Annotated in this window: 21 protein-coding genes; 9 read left to right on the top strand and 12 right to left on the bottom strand. The window is 60.7% G+C overall.

Features of this window, described 5'->3' with window-relative positions; all coding sequences use genetic code 11:
* Window positions 1-116: 116 nt before the first annotated feature.
* The 6 genes from JDW18_RS17655 (at window position 117) to yiaA (ending at window position 3,991) form a co-directional block, all read left to right on the top strand.
* Window positions 117-428, top strand: a complete 312-nt coding sequence (locus tag JDW18_RS17655) for a DUF4148 domain-containing protein (protein WP_218240792.1) — start codon at window positions 117-119, stop codon at window positions 426-428.
* A gap of 156 nt (window positions 429-584) precedes the next feature.
* Complete coding sequence (pabB, locus tag JDW18_RS22700) at window positions 585-1,754, top strand: aminodeoxychorismate synthase component I (RefSeq protein ID WP_246610047.1); 1,170 nt, start codon at window positions 585-587, stop codon at window positions 1,752-1,754.
* A 6-nt stretch (window positions 1,755-1,760) separates the two neighbouring features.
* On the top strand, window positions 1,761-2,390 hold the full coding sequence (locus JDW18_RS22695) for an aminotransferase class IV (protein WP_246610045.1): 630 nt from the start codon (window positions 1,761-1,763) through the stop codon (window positions 2,388-2,390).
* 26 nt (window positions 2,391-2,416) lie between these two features.
* Window positions 2,417-2,989, top strand: coding sequence for a DUF4274 domain-containing protein (locus tag JDW18_RS17645; RefSeq protein WP_218240790.1), 573 nt, complete (start codon window positions 2,417-2,419; stop codon window positions 2,987-2,989).
* Window positions 2,990-2,994: 5 nt separating this feature from the next.
* On the top strand, window positions 2,995-3,375 hold the full coding sequence (locus JDW18_RS17640) for a hypothetical protein (RefSeq protein WP_218240788.1): 381 nt from the start codon (window positions 2,995-2,997) through the stop codon (window positions 3,373-3,375).
* Between the two features lie 106 nt (window positions 3,376-3,481).
* Entirely contained in the window at window positions 3,482-3,991 is a 510-nt protein-coding gene (gene yiaA / locus JDW18_RS17635) for an inner membrane protein YiaA (RefSeq protein WP_218240787.1), read from the top strand.
* A 69-nt stretch (window positions 3,992-4,060) separates the two neighbouring features.
* On the opposite strand, the gene JDW18_RS17630 is transcribed toward yiaA, so the two are convergent.
* The 4 genes from JDW18_RS17630 to panD all read right to left on the bottom strand — a co-directional run bounded on the left by JDW18_RS17630 (window position 4,061) and on the right by panD (window position 6,896).
* Window positions 4,061-4,738 (bottom strand): tRNA-uridine aminocarboxypropyltransferase, encoded by a 678-nt coding sequence (locus JDW18_RS17630; protein ID WP_218243970.1) that lies wholly within the window; start codon window positions 4,736-4,738, stop codon window positions 4,061-4,063.
* A 66-nt stretch (window positions 4,739-4,804) separates the two neighbouring features.
* On the bottom strand, window positions 4,805-6,013 hold the full coding sequence (locus tag JDW18_RS17625) for a CynX/NimT family MFS transporter (protein WP_246610043.1): 1,209 nt from the start codon (window positions 6,011-6,013) through the stop codon (window positions 4,805-4,807).
* A gap of 104 nt (window positions 6,014-6,117) precedes the next feature.
* A complete protein-coding gene (locus JDW18_RS17620) occupies window positions 6,118-6,483 on the bottom strand; it encodes a 5-carboxymethyl-2-hydroxymuconate Delta-isomerase (RefSeq protein WP_218240784.1) in 366 nt (121 codons plus the stop codon).
* Window positions 6,484-6,515: 32 nt separating this feature from the next.
* Complete coding sequence (gene panD / locus JDW18_RS17615) at window positions 6,516-6,896, bottom strand: aspartate 1-decarboxylase (RefSeq protein ID WP_218240782.1); 381 nt, start codon at window positions 6,894-6,896, stop codon at window positions 6,516-6,518.
* Window positions 6,897-7,278: 382 nt separating this feature from the next.
* Here panD and JDW18_RS17610 point away from each other — a divergent pair, with 382 nt between their 5' ends.
* The gene (locus tag JDW18_RS17610) at window positions 7,279-8,310 is read left to right on the top strand and encodes a porin (RefSeq protein ID WP_218240780.1); all 1,032 of its coding nucleotides are present in this window, start codon (window positions 7,279-7,281) and stop codon (window positions 8,308-8,310) included.
* A gap of 131 nt (window positions 8,311-8,441) precedes the next feature.
* On the opposite strand, the gene JDW18_RS17605 is transcribed toward JDW18_RS17610, so the two are convergent.
* The 4 genes from JDW18_RS17605 to JDW18_RS17590 all read right to left on the bottom strand — a co-directional run bounded on the left by JDW18_RS17605 (window position 8,442) and on the right by JDW18_RS17590 (window position 10,845).
* Window positions 8,442-8,807, bottom strand: a complete 366-nt coding sequence (locus JDW18_RS17605) for a 6-pyruvoyl trahydropterin synthase family protein (RefSeq protein ID WP_218240778.1) — start codon at window positions 8,805-8,807, stop codon at window positions 8,442-8,444.
* 138 nt (window positions 8,808-8,945) lie between these two features.
* Window positions 8,946-9,584 carry a 7-carboxy-7-deazaguanine synthase gene (queE, locus tag JDW18_RS17600; RefSeq protein WP_218240776.1) on the bottom strand — a complete coding sequence of 213 codons (639 nt, stop codon included), beginning with the start codon at window positions 9,582-9,584 and terminating at the stop codon, window positions 8,946-8,948.
* Between the two features lie 125 nt (window positions 9,585-9,709).
* Window positions 9,710-10,567, bottom strand: coding sequence for a segregation and condensation protein A (locus JDW18_RS17595; RefSeq protein ID WP_218240774.1), 858 nt, complete (start codon window positions 10,565-10,567; stop codon window positions 9,710-9,712).
* 71 nt (window positions 10,568-10,638) lie between these two features.
* On the bottom strand, window positions 10,639-10,845 hold the full coding sequence (locus tag JDW18_RS17590; protein WP_218240772.1) for a DUF3460 family protein: 207 nt from the start codon (window positions 10,843-10,845) through the stop codon (window positions 10,639-10,641).
* Window positions 10,846-11,055: 210 nt separating this feature from the next.
* Here JDW18_RS17590 and JDW18_RS17585 point away from each other — a divergent pair, with 210 nt between their 5' ends.
* Window positions 11,056-11,562, top strand: coding sequence for an outer membrane protein assembly factor BamE (locus tag JDW18_RS17585; RefSeq protein WP_218240770.1), 507 nt, complete (start codon window positions 11,056-11,058; stop codon window positions 11,560-11,562).
* Window positions 11,563-11,877: 315 nt separating this feature from the next.
* Complete coding sequence (locus JDW18_RS17580) at window positions 11,878-12,546, top strand: YitT family protein (RefSeq protein WP_218240768.1); 669 nt, start codon at window positions 11,878-11,880, stop codon at window positions 12,544-12,546.
* A gap of 77 nt (window positions 12,547-12,623) precedes the next feature.
* Here JDW18_RS17580 and soxZ read toward each other — a convergent pair whose 3' ends face one another.
* From soxZ to JDW18_RS17560, 4 genes are all read right to left on the bottom strand, one after another.
* Window positions 12,624-12,953 carry a thiosulfate oxidation carrier complex protein SoxZ gene (gene soxZ, locus JDW18_RS17575; RefSeq protein ID WP_218240766.1) on the bottom strand — a complete coding sequence of 110 codons (330 nt, stop codon included), beginning with the start codon at window positions 12,951-12,953 and terminating at the stop codon, window positions 12,624-12,626.
* Between the two features lie 11 nt (window positions 12,954-12,964).
* On the bottom strand, window positions 12,965-13,465 hold the full coding sequence (locus JDW18_RS17570; protein ID WP_218240764.1) for a thiosulfate oxidation carrier protein SoxY: 501 nt from the start codon (window positions 13,463-13,465) through the stop codon (window positions 12,965-12,967).
* A 172-nt stretch (window positions 13,466-13,637) separates the two neighbouring features.
* Window positions 13,638-14,975, bottom strand: a complete 1,338-nt coding sequence (locus tag JDW18_RS17565) for an FAD-dependent oxidoreductase (protein WP_218240762.1) — start codon at window positions 14,973-14,975, stop codon at window positions 13,638-13,640.
* Between the two features lie 205 nt (window positions 14,976-15,180).
* A complete protein-coding gene (locus JDW18_RS17560) occupies window positions 15,181-16,221 on the bottom strand; it encodes a YeeE/YedE thiosulfate transporter family protein (RefSeq protein ID WP_218240761.1) in 1,041 nt (346 codons plus the stop codon).
* Window positions 16,222-16,319: the final 98 nt, after the last annotated feature.

Raw genomic sequence — 16,319 nt, 5'->3', positions numbered from 1 at the left:
TCATATCGTGAAATGCATTTTTGCGTGAGAAAACGCACAGACCTGCCCAGACCTGCAGGCGCATAGTTCAGCCATACCGATGTGAGGCAGGGGCCTCACGACTGAAAGGACTGAAAATGCGCTCCGCTACCCGCCTGTTTGCCGCCGTTGTTTTGACTGCCAGCGCTGCTGCTGCCATGGCCCAAGACCTTCCCCAAGCCCCTGTTGGCGCAAGCAAGAGCCGCGCCGAAGTGCTGGCGGATCTGGAAATGTTCCAGCGCTCCGGTCTGGGCAACCTGCCATCGCCCACGGGTTACGTGGAGGCCGAGCAAACCGCCGAATACCGCAAGGCCTATTCCGAATACCAGCGCCTGCTGGCCAGCCCTGCTTACGCGGCTGCCGTGGCCAAGTACGACGGCGCTGCTGCGGCCCGTATGGCTGCGAAGTAAACAGCTTCTCTCTCTTAGCTGCCCGGCAGAGGCAGCCCACTGGTGGAATGCGCGCTATGGGGCAACCCGCAGCGCGCTTTTTTGTGGGCGATTCAAAATCACGCAAGTTTGATAGCATCTAGCGCATATCCAATCTGCGCTCGCAGGCTATTTGACTTGAAAACTATTCTCGATTTTTCCAACCCGCACCAGCCAGAATCTGCACGTTTGCGCCATGAATTTGGCCAGCCGCTGCAGCATTGGGCTGCGCACAGCGCTGCCGAGGTTCCTGCGCTGCTCAATGCCGTGCAGCAGGCCGCCGAGCAAGGCCTGTGGTGCGTGGGCTGGCTGGCATATGAGGCGGCAACAGCGTTCGACCCCGCATACGCCGGCGCGGTGCATGCGGCGCAGCCCGGCCAGCCGCTGGCGTGGTTTGGTGCCCATCAGCCGCCACAGGCATTGGCGGCTTGCGCATCTGAAAACCCGTCCACCCCGCGCGATGTGCACTGGCAAAGCCCGCTGACGCGTGAGCAATTCAACACCAGTGTGGCGCGCATTCATGAGGCCATAGCGGCTGGCGACTGCTATCAGATCAACTACACCACTGCATTGCAGGCGGCTGCGAATGGCGCGGGCAGCGAAAGCGCTCAGGCCTGGTTTGCCAGACTGCAGAGCGCCCAGCCCGGCGGCTATGCCGCACTGATCGACAGCGCAGACATGCAGGTCATGTCAGTCTCGCCCGAGCTGTTTTTTGACTGGGATGGCTCACAGATTCTGACCCGTCCCATGAAGGGCACGGCAGCGCGAGGGGCGACGCCAGAGGCTGATGCGCAAGCGGCTCAAACCCTGCGCAGCTCTGCCAAAGAGCGAGCCGAGAACGTGATGATTGTCGATCTGCTGCGCAACGACCTCTCACGCATCGCCGTGCCGCACAGCGTGAAGGTGCCGCAGCTGTTTCAGCTGCAGGCGCTGCCCGCCGTCTGGCAAATGACATCGGATGTGGTGGCACAAACGCGAGCAGGGCTGCGGCTGGTGGATGTGTTTTCGGCCCTGTTTCCCTGTGGCTCCATCACTGGCGCGCCCAAGCGCCAGGCCATGCGCCTGATTCATGCGCTGGAACCCGGGCCACGCGGTGTGTACTGCGGCGCGCTGGGCGTGGTTCGCCCGGGGCTTGTGCCGGGGCGCATTCACGCTACATTCAATGTGCCCATACGCACGGTGGTGCAGCACGATGGGCAACTGCGCTGCGGCATTGGCAGTGGCATCACGGCCAGTGCTCAGGCGGATGGGGAATGGGAGGAGTGGCAGCACAAGCAGGTTTTTGCAAAGTCGCTGTCACCGAGGTGAATGGGTATGAATACAAACTTTGAAATTCTGGAAACGCTGGCGCTGAAAAACGGGCATTGGCAGAACTGGCCGCTGCATTGGGCCAGATTGCAGATCACGGCGCAGCACTTTCGCTATCCGCTCATGCAGATGCAGCTGGAAAGCGACATGGGGCGGCTGGCGCAAAGCCATGCGCGCGGCGACTGGCGGGTGCGCCTGGCCCTGCAGGTCAGTGGCGCTGTCATCATCACGGCAGAGCCTTTGCTGCCCACGCCGCAGCCGGTGCAGCTGCAGCTGGCACGCCAGCCGCTTGCCAATGCGGTGGCGCAAAGCGATGCGGTGCGCTTCAAAACTTCGGTGCGTGCGCAATACGATGTTTTCCGCCCTCGCAGCGATGCCGTGTTTGACATGGTGCTGTACAACGAAAGCGGTGAAATTACCGAATGCACGCGTGGCAATATCGCCATGCAGCTCGATGGTCGCTGGGTCACGCCGCCGCTGTCGTGCGGGCTGTTGCCCGGTGTGGGAAGGGCGCTGGCCCTGTCCAGATCAGAGTTGACAGAGCAGCGGGTCCATGTGGACGATATTGAGCGTGTGACCGGCTGGGCCTTCATCAACAGCCTGCGCGGTTGGCTGGACGCACAGCTGGTACGCTGACACTCTCAAGCCAAGGAGAAGCGAGCATGGATGACGAAAACTTTGACGCGCTTTATGTGGATCTCATGACGGAGTTCCTCTCCACGGCAACGCCGACCCAGTGGCTGGCCGTGGTGACCACCATGAACTACGACAACGGCAGCGCGCTGACCGACTGGATCATCAAGCAGCCCAGGCTGGAGCCTGCCGTGGCCAAGGCGCTGTACTGGTATCTGCAGCCGGGCTACTACCAGCACTACGCATCGGAAGAGAAGGTGCCCAGCGTCAACCGTAAAGGCTGGTCACGCGTGCATGCGCTGGCCAAACGCTTTGAAGAAGGCAAGCTGGCGCCAGCCACCATTGGCTGGGACCCTGCCAACGATCTCGCCTCGCCCACCGGCAATGAAAAGCACCCTGGCTATGACTGGACCAGCGAAGCGGTAAAGGGCAGCGAAGCCAAGTGGCAAATTCCTGCAGCCCTGCTGGCCGCTGTTGAAGGCGCGCAACCTGATATCTACAGCTATGTGGACGAGCAGGGCTGGGAGGAAGGCATGCCGCCCCATGTGCAGGAGGCGTTGAATGCTGCCATGGATGAGGACGACGGCGACTCCGAGGACTGACGCTCTTGCTGGAATTGCTGCTTCAACTTCTGGGTGAATTTCTGCTGCAGGGCATTGGCGAGGCGGTGGTCGAGCTGGGGCTGCACTCTGTGGTCGAGCCGTTTCGCAAGCCCCCGAACCCCTGGCTGGCATCGCTGGGTTACGCCATCTTTGGCGCGGTCTTTGGTGGCCTGAGCCTGCTGCTGATAGGCCATCACCTGACGCCAGACGGCCCGCTACGGCTGGTCAATCTGGTGCTGACGCCTGTTGCCGTGGGTGGGCTGATGGTGGCCATGGGCGCATGGCGTGCCCGCAAAGGGGAGCCGCTGCTGCGCATCAATCACTTTTTCTATGGTTATCTGTTCGCTCTGTGCTTTGCGCTGGTGCGCTACGCCTTTGCAGCCTGAACCAAGGCCTCTGTCAGTATCACTTTTCAATACTGAACAGGAAATAAACGTGACATTTTGATAGAGGTTTTCTACTATCGCTTCACCAAAACTTCTGGAGCGAGACATGAACAACCAAGCCGTTTCAAGCAACAAGCCTTCCGCTGCCTTCGTCGGTGCTTCCTGGGCCGCCTTGCTGCTGGGCGTGGTGGCCTTCATGGCGGGGTTGTGGAATGCGGGAATGCAGCTCAACGAAAAGGGCTACTACTTTGCGGTGCTGGTGCTGGGCCTGTACGCCGCCATCTCGCTGCAGAAATCGGTGCGCGACCGTCTGGAAGGCATTCCAGTCACCGCCATCTACTACGGCATCAGCTGGGTGGCGCTGCTGATTGCAGTGGGTCTGCTGGGTGTGGGCCTGTTCAACGCCACGCTGCAGCTGAGCGAAAAAGGCTTCTATGCCATGGCTTTTGCGCTGGCTCTCTTTGGTGCCATTGCCGTGCAGAAAAACACCCGCGACAACCTGGGCAGCGACGAAGCCCCCCGCACAGAACGCAAGCGTGACAAGGGCCCGACCCTGGTGCCGCAGGACGGAACCAAGCCCGCCGAAGTGCAGGAGTTGATGGCCAACAACCGCTAAGCGCGCTGACGCAACGCCATCGCTACCGAATTGCATGGACCTGCCGGGTAACTGGCAGGTCTTTTCATTTCAGCGTGGAAAGTGCTGCTGCCGCATCTGAATCTGCATGGCCACAAAGCGCTCGAACACCTGCTGCAGCGATTGTGGCTGCGGGCTGTCTGCTGGCCATTGTTCAAGCTGGGCCAGTGCCAGAACCGTCGCCTCAAAGGTCGAAAGCTGGCCCGGCAGATGCGCTTTGCGAATGGCGTATTGCGAGGGCGGCACATTCTGCAAAGCCAGTCGGGGCAAGGTTTGCAGCGCCGGGTTGCAGTACAGCATCTTGCGGCTTTTGCGCCAGGTGCCGTCCAGCACCACCAGTCTCAGCCGCTGCGGCGGGCAGGGCCAAGGCTGGGGTAGTGGGGCGGCCTCCTGCAGGCCCAGGGCGGCGTCTTGTGCAGTGGTCTCTGGGTAGAGCAGCAGGGTGTGGCGTGGGGCGGCTGCGGTATTCGTGTTGGTATCGCCGGGCCATGGGCCATGCAGGGCTTGCTGAAGTGCGGCTTCGTCCAGCTGTTCGCCCACCAGAGTCTGGCTGTGCGCCAGGCACAGGTGCAGCAAATGCCCTGTGCCCTTGGCTTCATGCACTTCGTCCGGGTGCATGAGGATGAGCAGTTGCACCTGGTGCGGAACTGGCTGCACCAGCGCGCAGATGCAGCTGCGCAGCGCCCGCAGGCAATGGGGGCAGCGGGCGCGGGTGGGGCTCTGTGAAATATCACTCATGAATTGATAGCTTGCTGCGCTTATTCATCAATGGCTGAAGGCCTATTTCTCTTGAAATCAAGCTTTGCCAACCTGCACCAGCAGATTGCGCCCGGCGCCCCAGCCGGCCAGTGCCATCGCGGCGCTCAGCACAATGACCAGTGTGGCCGTGGGCATGTAGCTGCCCGTCAGGCTGTGCAGCAGGCCCACCAGCAGCGGGCCCCAGGCGGCCAGCACATAGCCCCAGCCTTGGGCCATGGCGGATAGCTGGGCGGTGACTTGCGCGCTGCCGCTGCGCATGACGATCAGGCTCAGCGCCAGAGCAAATGCACCGCCCTGGCCCAGACCCAGAAGGACGGCCCAGCCCCACATGGGCAGGCCCAGCGGCCCCCAGAGCAAGCCCAGAAATGCGGCCAGAATCATGACGGAGAGCGCCAGCGTAAAGCCACGCTGGTCTTTCAGGCGTGCGGCCAGTGGCGGGGTCAGTAGGCTGGCGGCCAGCTGCATGAGGATGGATGTGGCCACCAGGTAGCCCGCCTCGGCACTGTCGATACCGCGCTCGCGCAGGATGGGGGCCAGCCAGCCCATGACGATATAGGCCAGCGCAGACTGCAGCCCCATGAAAAAGGTGACCTGCCAGGCCAGTGCTGAGCGCTTCAGCGTGCCAGCATGGGCGGCTGCATCGGTGGCAACCGGTTTGGCATGTGCAGCCTGCGGTGCCCAGATCAGAATGGCCAGTACGCCCAGAGCCGCCCACACGGCCAGCGCATAGGGCCAGGCACCCTCAAACCAGTGCAGCTGCATGGGCACGGTAAAGGCCGCCGCTGCAGACGCACCGCCACAGACGGCCAGCGTGTACAGGCCCATCATCAGCGCCACTTTCAGCGCAAAGCTGCGCTTGATAAGACTGGGCAGCAGCACATTGCCCATGGCAATACCTGCACCGGCCAGCACCGCGGATAAAAACAAGGCAAAAATGCTGCCAGTGGCGCGCAGCAATGTGCCTGAAGCTATCAAAATAAGAGCAATCAGCAGCACGCGTTCCGCCCCAAAGCGGCGTGCCAAAGCGGGCGTGGGTAGTGAAAAAAGGCCCAGGCACAGAATGGGCAGCGTGGTCAGCATGCTGGCGCCGGTGGAAGACAGGCCGGTGTCTCGCATGATTTCGGGCAGCACCACGGAGAGGCTGCCAAACACGGGGCGCAGATTGCAGGCAATGAGAATCAGGCTCAGGGCCAGCAACCAGTGGGTGGATGGGCTGTTGGAGTTGTTTGGGGATGGCGCAGTCATAGCCGCCGCACTTTAGCCCATGGGGCGGCGCTGCAGCGCCTGAAACAAACATGCCCGCAGGCCGAGGGCGCAGCGGGCATGTTGGCGGTGAAGGCTGAATGCGCTTACAGGCGGCCCTTGAAGTAAGTGGCCTTGTCCATGTCAGCCACGTCCACGCTCAGCTGCACATCCAGACCGGCAGGCTGGGGCACGAGGCGGCGCAGCACTTCGGCGATGCCGTCGGACATCTGCTTTTTGGCTTCTGTGCTGCGTCCGGCCATCAGTTGCAGATGCACGTGCGCAAAGCCATGGTTATCGGGCTGGTTGCCGATGTAGACCTTGTCCATGCTCAGGCGCGCAATGCGCGATTTCACATCGGCTTCGTCGGTCACGGTGGGGTGGGCGCAGACCACGGCGTTGATTTCGCGCATCAGTTCGCGCTCGTTCAGGCCGGTCAGGTTGTCGGTGTATTCAATGTGCAGATGAGGCATGACGCTCTTTCGCTAAAAGCAGATGCGGTGTTTTACAGCATCTGGGTAGGCACTTTGTGGCGCAGCTCGACTTGCTGGTTCTTTTCGTTGACGAAAACCAGCTGAGGCTGGTGCTCGGCCACGTCTTTCTCGTGAACCTGGGCAAAAGCCGCAATGATGAGCAGATCGCCCACGCTGGCGCGACGTGCGGCCGAGCCGTTGACGGAAATCATGCCGCTGCCACGCTCGCCCTTGATAGCGTAGGTCACAAAGCGTTCGCCGTTGTCGATATTCCAGATATGGACTTGTTCGTTTTCGGCAATATTGGCAGCGTCCAGCAGGTCTTCATCAATGGCGCAGGAGCCTTCGTAGTGCAGCTCGCACTGGGTGGTCTTGACGCGGTGAATCTTGGACTTCAGCAGGGTGCGGAACATGTGGTGTCTCTTCGTTCTGGGGATGGATAACAGTGTTTGTCCCGGCCTGTTCGGCTGAGCAGGCTCTCGGGCCAAAGCGCTCAAGTCTAAATGGGATGAGGCCGCTGTCCCAGTGGATGCCCATACACAACGTGGCAAAACCTGCGGATTGCGTAGTCCGGATAGGCGAAGCGAACAATCGGAAACTCAATTTGTTGTTTTGTTGCAAATATGCGGGTTTTCATGGGTCTGTCATCGACGGTTTGTGTAATCGACCCAGTCCTTGATTGATGGGCGCTGACCAGCAGCAGGCTTTGGCAGCGCTCCCGAAGAGGGAGGGCGACCAGCCTGAGCCGGTCGATCTTGATCAAGGCCTTCTATTTTGATATTTCCGATTGAACACATGAAACACACATTGATCGCCCTGGCCGCCATGACTTTTGCGGCAGCGGCCTCCGCACAAAGCTCCAGCGTTACCCTGTTTGGTGTAGTTGATGCTTCTGTGGCCCATATTTCCAGCTCGGGCAATAGCGTGACTGGCATGGCCAACGGCGGCAATTCCAGCAGCCGTCTGGGCTTTCGCGGTGAGGAAGATCTGGGCGGTGGCCTGAAGGCAGGCTTCTGGCTGGAAGGCAGCGTCGGCGTGGACGACGGCACGGCTTCCGGCTTCAAGTTCGACCGCCGCAGCACCGTCAGCCTGTTGGGTAATTTCGGTGAAGTGCGCCTGGGCCGCGACAAGACGCCTGCCTACCAGAACCTGGAAACCTTCCATGCGTTTGGCGATACCGGCATGGGCGCTATCAACGGCCACAACCTGATCAGCAGCTCGGCCACTGGAACGTCCGAAGGCTCCAACCCCAAGCGCAACTCCAATATGGTCAGCTATCTGCTGCCCAAGATGGGCGGCGTTTATGGCCAGATCAGCCACAGCTTTGGTGAGCAGTCGGGTGACAGCAGCCTGCAAAGCTCTACCGGCCTGCGCCTAGGCTATGCCAACGGTCCTCTGAATGTGGCCGGTGCTTATGGCGTGGCACGCGGTGGCACGGCCGCTGCAGGTGTGGATTACAAGACCATGAACCTGGGCGCTTCCTACAACTTTGGCGTGGTCACACCCATGGTGCTGCTGGCCTCTGACCGTGGCAACAACAAGCGCGTGGACCTGTACAGCGTGGGCGTGAAGGTGCCGCTGGGCGCCGGTGAGCTGCGCGCTGCCTACACCTGGTACAAGGACAAGAAGAGCAACAACGCCGACTCTCAGCGTCTGGCGCTGGGCTATGGCTACAAGCTGTCCAAGCGCACGGAACTGTACGCTGCCGTGGCTCGCATGAGCAACGACGACAACGCCAAGCGCAAGCTGGGCTCGTCGCTGGCTCCTACCCCCAACGCGGGCAAGAGCATGACCGGCTATGAAATCGGCATGCGCCACAACTTCTAAGTGGTATGGATGTGAAAGCCCACGGCTTTCACATCAACGCGATTTGCAAGGTCAGGCCTTCGGGTGGGGAAGCCTTTGAGCCCTTGCAAGCCAGCAGCCCCGCGAATGCGGGGCTTTTTCGTGGAGTTTGCTCAGGCCAGATCCAGCACGCAGCCATCGCCAATGCTGTCACGCCAGACACGCACGCGGCTCGGCGGTGGTTGGAGATCGTTCAGCGCCTGGGCGATGAAGAGACACAGGTTTTCCAGCGTGGGCTTGCCCAGGCCTGGAACCTCATCCAGAAAGTGATGGTCGAGCTGCTCGCGTAGTTGCTCCAGCCGTGCACGCAACTGGCCAAGGTCGATGACCATGCCATTGTCCGGATTGCGCGGGCCAGTCACGCTGACTTCGGCGTAGTAGGTGTGGCCGTGAATGCGGCGGCTGCTCTCGGTTTCGATAGCGCGCTCCAGCGTGTGGGCGGCATCGAAGAAAAAACGCTGGTGAACGGTGAACTGCATATCAGTGATCGGTGACGCTGAGCATTACCTTCGGCCTTTGAGCTGGGAACGGACCCCATGGCGGGCGGCCAGCAAGGGCCGCCCCGCAGCAAAGGCCGTCGTCCCTCTGGGGGGAAGGCGCGAAGCGACTCAGGGGGGTCATCTAATTCCAGTGAGCTTATGGGTCTGCAGGCTCAGGCGCCAGCGGGGTCGCTGCATGCATTGCTCAATGCAGGCGGCAATATTGCTGGCTTGCCGGACATTGTCCATGGGCTGCAGAAAATAGTTGGCAAAGTGGGTGCTGGCCTCGATGGCAGCCAGGTCAAAGCCGGGCTGGGGCCAGACCAGCTTGATTTCCTGGCCGCTGCGCTGAATCCAGTCGGCACCGGCCTTGGGGCTGATGCACAGCCAGTCGATGCCTTCTGGCGCGGCCACTGTGCCGTTGCTTTCGACGGAGATGCGAAAGCCGCGTGCATGCAGGGCATCAATCAGTGCGCTATCAACCTGCAGCAGGGGCTCACCGCCCGTCAGCACCACCATGCGGTGCTGGCTGTCGCTGGCTGGCCACTGGCTCAGAATGCGCTCGGCCAGCGCATCGGCGGTGGTGAATTTGCCGCCCAGCGTGCCATCGGTGCCCACAAAATCGGTATCGCAGAACTGGCAGATGGCATTGGGCCGGTCCTGCTCACGCCCCGTCCACAGATTGCAGCCCGCAAAGCGGCAGAACACGGCAGGCGTGCCGGCCTGGCCGCCTTCGCCCTGCAGGGTGTAGAAAATTTCTTTGACGCTGTATGTCATTGTGGGATCCAAAATTTGCACGCCCCAGGCCAGAGGCAGCAAGCAAGACCTGGGCGGCTTCCGCCGCGCAGCGATGCTGTCGTCCTCTCTGGGAGGAGGCGGCGCAGCCGCTCAGAGGGCCGTGCTCAAACAGGGGTATAGGCCAGGCGCACATAAATAGGCGCATAGGCTTCGGCCTGGGTGATTTCGATCAGTGTTTCCTTGGCCAGTTCCAGCATGGCGATAAAGGTCACCACCAGCACTGTCGAGCCTTTTTCGGGGTTGAAGATGCGCTCGAATTCCACAAAGCGCTGGCCCTGCAGCTGCTTGAGGATCTGGCTCATGTATTCGCGCACCGACAGCTCTTCGCGTGTGATCTTGTGGCTTTGCACCAGCTTGGCGCGCTTCAGAATATCGCGCCAGGCCGCTTGCAGCTCGCCGATTTCCACATCGGGAAAGCGTGGCTGCAGGCTTTGCTCGATATAGACCGTGGCCTTGAGAAAATCGCGGCCGTAGGTGGGCAACTGGCCCAGCTGCTGGGCGGCCATCTTCATCTGCTCGTATTCCAGCAGGCGGCGCACCAGCTCGGCACGCGGGTCTTCGGCTTCCTCGCCGTCTTCCTGCTTCTTGGGCGGCAGCAGCATGCGAGATTTGATCTCGATGAGCATGGCGGCCATCAGCAGATATTCGGCAGCCAGCTCCAGATTGCGGCTGCGCACCTCGTCCACATAGGTCATGTACTGGCGTGTGACGTCCAGCATGGGAATGTCGAGGATGTTGAAGTTCTGCTTGCGAATCAGATACAGCAGCAAGTCCAGCGGGCCTTCAAAGGCTTCGAGAAAGACTTCCAGCGCATCGGGCGGGATGTACAGATCCTGCGGCAGCGCAAACAGCGGCTCGCCATACAGACGCGCCAAAGCCACCTGATCGATCACTGCGGGTGAGCTTTCAGGGGCGTCCGGGTGCTGGCCCGGCAAATGGGTGCTGCTATCAGCCTCGCTCATGGTTTGCTATGCAATGCAGAGCTAGGAACGCTTGATAGATAAGCGCTGGAGGCTGATTTCATCAAAAAGATTCAGGAGTGGTTGGTCTGGTACACGTAGGGCTTCTGATCCACACGGCCAGCGCGCAGGTCTTCCCAGACTTCATGGTTCACGTCCTTGTCCCACAGCAGGCCGCGACCGGCAAACTGTTGCTTTTCCAGCTCGGGCTTTTGCTTCTTCAGGTCGTTGATGAAGTTGGTGGTGTCGGAACGATAGTCGGGGCGGCGGAAGAAAGACATATGTGTAAAACCTCTCAGAACAATGGATTTTAGCCCGTGATGGGCATGTAGCCCGGTGCGGGCTATTCAAAGCGGTTTGGGGTCTGTGGTGCAAAGGGTGTTTTTGCAGGTTTTGACAAGCGTTTGCATATTCGCCGCCCCGTATGGATGCAAGGCGGGTGCAAGCTGTCAGAATCGCGGCACTGTCTGGAACTTCGATAACGCAAGCCCATGAATATTTTTTCCCGTGTGACAACCGCTCTGGCGGCTGCAGCCATTGGTGCCCTGGCGCTGGTGGGCTGCGACGAGCAAAAGATCAAGGAACTGGAAGAAGGTCTTTCCACAGAATTTGATGTGCGCGCCAAGTTTGGCGAGCCTGAGCGCATCTGGCAGGAAGCCGATGGCTCCCACACGCTGGAGTACAACCGCCAGCCTGCTGGTGCCAAGAACTACATGATTACCATCGGCACCGACGGCAAGATGAGCGCCTTGCGCCAGGTGCTGGCCCCCCATGTGTTTGCCAAGATCGTGCCGGGCATGGACGAAAACGAAGTGCGCCGCATGCTGGGCAAGCCCGCCAAGATGATGACGTACAAGCTCAAGCAGGAAACGGATTGGGACTGGAACTACATCGACCCCCCCACGCGTGACATGCAGTTCACCGTCACCTTCGGCAACGATGGCCGTGTGCTGCGCACCCTGAACCGCGAACGCCTGCCGGACGAGCCGCGCGGCTGAGCCCGTTTTTGCGTTCTCGAATTGAAGCCATGTCTGCCCAGCGCAAACATGGCTTTTTTGATGCGCCGCTAAAAACTTGCTTCTGATTTGATAGCTGGCAGCGCCTTTTTATCAATGGCCAGAGGCAGAAAAGGCTTGAAATTTGCGGTGGCAAAGGCCGTGCAGAGGCGAAGAAAAATTTGTTGCGCCGCAGCAAAAAATCCTTACAAGTGAAAGCCGATTCCCTAAAATTCAGGGTAATCCCGGCATTACCCGTGCCGACTCGTCCCCCGTCTTTACCGAGATTCAGGGCGCAAGCTTTCTGTCTTACCCGACATGCCCTCACCGCTACCCAACTCCGCAAGCCCCGCGCTGGCCCATTCGCCCAGCGTGACCAGCGCTGCCGCCCCCGTGCTTCGCCATGGCCGCTTTGAAGACGCGCAGGCGCTCTTTACCGGCTCGCTGTTTGTCTCCATCACCATGATGCTGTTTGCCCAGGCCGGGTTGCTGACGGGCAGCACAGCAGGTATCGCGTTTTTGCTGCATTACGTGACGGGGCTGCCGTTTGGCGCTATCTTTTTCGTGATCAATATTCCGTTTTACTGGTTCGCCTGGAAGCGCATGGGGCCAGAGTTCACGATCAAGACCTTTGTCTCGGTGGCCATGCTGGCCTTCATGGCCGATGTGGGGCCACGCTTTATTCATATCGACTATCTGAACCCGCTGTATGCGGCCGTGGCCGGTGGCTTGCTCATGGGCTCGGGCTGCTTGTTTCTGGCGCGCCATCACTCCAGCCTGGGCGGCGCGACGATTGTGTCGCTGTACCTGCAGGAGCGCTATGGCATTCGCGCAGGCAAGGTGCAGATGATGATTGACTGCACCGTGGTGCTGCTGGCGCTGTGGGTTGTGCCTTTTGATCGGGTGGCGTACTCGGTGCTGGCCGCCGTCATCATGAGTGTGTTTCTGTGGATCAGCCACAGGCCCGGGCGCTACCAGGGTAATTGAGCCAGCGTTCCTCTGTTGACCCTAAAAAAGCCCCGCCGGGCAGTCACCGGGCGGGGCTTTTTACATTGGCGGGGCAATCAGCTGACGGTGATGGCCTTTTGCGCATTCAGCGTCTGGCCCTGTTCGTCCTTCCACAGCATGTTCAGCTCGCCGCTTTCGCGGGCCAGAAAGGTGAACTCGATATAGGGGTTCTGGGCAATCGAAATACCGGGCTCCCAGGTGAACAGCAGGGCGCTGCCCAGCCGTGCCTCAAAGCGGTTGACGATATTGCGCGGACGCACTTTGCCGGTGGCCGGGTCGGTGCGCAGACCGCTTTCCATCACATGCTCCATTTGTGCACGCACGCGCACGACTTCGCCTTTTTTCGGGGTGGCATTGCTGACCCAGATGCGGGGTGGTTTGCTCATCAAAATTCCTTTCACATGCCACAGCCGCTGGCGGCCACTGTTGTCGCCTGCTTGGCTGCCAGCACCTTGCCGCTTTTCATGCGGGCCAGGGCATGCACTGTCTGCGATTGGGACAGGCGAATGCGCACTGCGGCCTCGGCAGTGCCTGCGGCGGCGGTGAACTGCAGGCGGCAGGTCAGCGGCGAAGGGTTGAGTTCAGCCAGCACGATGATTTCCTCGCACCAGTCCTGCTCGGTGATGGGCAGTGTTACCTTGACCTTGATGGGCACGGCGCTGGGGTTGTCGGCCAGCACGGGCACATCCAGCTGCAGACCTTCGGCCTGTGTGGGTTTGCCGCCCGTGAATTGGTCCATGGTCTTCTTGAACTCTGCGGGGTTGGGGGCCAGCGGGCCGACCAGCGGAGTCTTGGCTGCCGTGCTGGCCTGAGCGAACGCAGAGGCCGGCAGGGCCAGACCGGCCCCAGCGGCTGCTGCGCCCAGCACCAGGCTTCTGCGGGTGGTGTGCTTGAACATTGCTACTCTCAGTCAAATAAACAAAACATCAAAACGAGCCTTCAAAACAGGCACGCCCCAGGCCAGAGACGCCGAGCAAGAGCCGCCTCGCGGCGGGGGCGCCTAGCTGAAGGTGTCGTCCCCCCTCCTGAAGAGAGAGGGGGAAGCCGCGACAGCGGCTCAGGGGGCGTGGTTAAACCCCCAAAAAATCCTTGAACTTGCTATTGATCCAGCCAAAATCTTCCTTGACCAGATCATGGGTGCGCACATCCATGTCGATCTGGGTCTGGTTGACCTGGCCGTTGGCGTCCACTTCGTACTCGAACTTGACCGAGATTTCCTCCTGCGGATCGCCGTTGACCATCATGTAGCACAGGTTATCAGGCAGGCGGGCGATGACTTCCTTGCCCGACACACGCTCGGCAATGTTCTGCGCCACGATCTTGCCAATGAAGTTGGCCACGTGGCCGCTTTTGGGGTAGTGGCCAAACTGGGGCGAGATCGCGCCCATCAGATCGCCCACAAAGTACACGCGGTCGTCGCTCTTGGCGTGGAACAGGCGGTTGTGCATATCGGCCCAGCCCGTGGGCTTGCCGGTGGTGGCGTCCTTGCCAATCAGGTCGGCCTTCCACACCATGTCGGCCGCTTGGTGCGGTGGCATGAGGATGGCGTCGTCAAACTTGAAGTCGCCTGCAGCCGTCTTGATCTGCTTGTTGAAGGGGTCCACTTCCTTGACGCCGGCATTGGGCACATGGGTGATGATGTCTGCGTACAGCTCCTCGAACGCTTCTTTGTAGCCCACGCCGATGGGGGCAATCTTGGGCTTGGGGTCGAGGATGACGATCTTGCCCGGAATCTTGTTTTTCTTGATATGCCAGGCAATCAGGCAGGCTCGCTCGTAAGGCGAAGGCGGGCAGCGGTGCGGGGGCGGCGGCAGCGTCATCACCAGCGTGCCGCCCTTGAAGTTCTTGACCTTGCTCTTGAGCGAGAGCATCTCCTGATTGGGGATATAGGCGTTGGGAAAGTGGGTGCGCGTGTAGTCAATGGCGCGCTGGTCGTTGCCAAACCAGGCTTCGTAGTCGTTGCGAATGCCGCCCGACAGAATCAGGAAGTCGTACTCGATCACGCCATGGGCAGTGCGCACCAGTTTTTTGTCGCGCTCAAAGCCCGTGACTTCGGTTTGCAGCAGCGTGTAGCCGTACTTGTTGGCCGGGTGCAGCATGTCGCGGTTCACAAAATCGGTGCCCACGATATCGACCAGCCACTTGTTGCTCATGGGGCCGGACCAGAAGGTCGCATTGCGCTCCAGCAGCACCACGTCGGAATTGGGAATCAGCTCGCGCAGATAGCGCGCAGCCGTCATGCCGCCCCAGCCGCCGCCGCAGATGACGATGCGCGGACCTTTGCCTTTGCGCGGCAGGATGGGTGACTGGCTGCTGATGATGGAAGGTGCGGCCAAAGCCGAGCCGGTGGCCGCTGCGGCTCCGAGGGCGAGGGCTGGAGGAGTCCAGAGAAAATGGCGACGTTGCATGAGCATTGCTCCTGTAATGAAAGTGGGGGCGATCAGGTGCCGCTGATTCGGCCGATGGAAGCAAGCTTGGGCGCGCTGCGTAGCGGAAGTACGCAAGCTGTGTGAGACCCTCTCAGCCGACACGCGGCACAAGCAGAGCTAGTGGTCATCGATTTTAGAAGTGGGCTGCTTTTGGCCGATGTCGAATACCCAAGCGAAGGTTGTGCTATCGCTTTGGGGTCAATACCAGCATGAGCACAGCCCCCAGCACAATGCCTGCCGCCGCAGGCAAGCTGGCCACAGCCAGCGTGGAAAGCCCGCTCAACCCCTGGCCGATGGAGCAGCCCGCAGCCAGCACGCCGCCAAAGCCCATCAGCAGGCCACCGCCTGCGCTGGCGGCCAGACGGCCGGTGGATTCAAACCCTTCCCAGCGTGCCGTGCCGCTGAGGAGGGCGGCGATCAACGCTCCGGCCAGCACACCGCCGCTCAGCATCAGGCCCAGGGGGATTTCACGCCCGGTGGAAAGCTGTAGGTAAAGCATGGCTTCGGAAATAGGGCCGATAAAGCTCAGCGAGGTGAGTTTGGCAGGTTCAAACTCATCGACGCCAATATGGGCCGTGACCCACCAGCCTGCAGCAACCAGCAGGCCAACCGCCACGGCGCAGACCAACTGCAGCGGGCTTTTGCGCAAGGCAGGGCGCAGCAGCGCATAGACGATCAGCAGCAAAGAGGCTATCAAAACTAATAGCGCCAACCACAAGATAGACCAAGGGTTGGATGCATTTAAATACTCGGGCAGCGTGGCGTGATCCAGCGAAACAATGGACAGAGACTGCAGCCACAGGCGCACCGGCGTCAGCACCCCCGTCATGGCCAGTTGCGCGCCCAGCGCCAGAAAAACAAGGGTCACCAGAGAGCGCAGATTACCGCCCGCCAGCAACACCAGCGAACGTGCCCCGCAGGCGCGGGCCAGCACCATGCCTGCGCCAAACAGAAGGCCACCGATCAGCACACCCAGCAGCGAAAACGAGGGACGTGCAAGAGCGGCCTGAGAAAGATCAACCAACCCCAGCGCCTGCAAGCCCTGCGAAGCTAGCAAGGCCACCGCCAGCGCAAGGGCAAAGGCCTGTAGCGCAGGCGCCTGGCCCGCAGCAACTTCGGCATCCCGCCCCATCTGCTGGCGCAGCCCGCGCAACAGACAAAACCGCCCCAGCCGCGCCACCACGCCAAAAGCCGCCCCCAGAAAAAAGATGGTCCACAACAACATATCGATCTTTTAAGCAGTAGCCCGTTTGCTTGCAATTACAGCTGTCCGTTGGCATGGGCGATGACCCGGGCGAGGGCTGGCGAGCAAGGGCCGCCCCG

Origin of the sequence: Comamonas fluminis (assembly GCF_019186805.1) — a bacterium.
GTDB classification, from domain to species: Bacteria; Pseudomonadota; Gammaproteobacteria; order Burkholderiales; family Burkholderiaceae_C; genus Comamonas; species Comamonas fluminis.
This window is presented reverse-complemented; position numbering and strand designations above follow the sequence as displayed.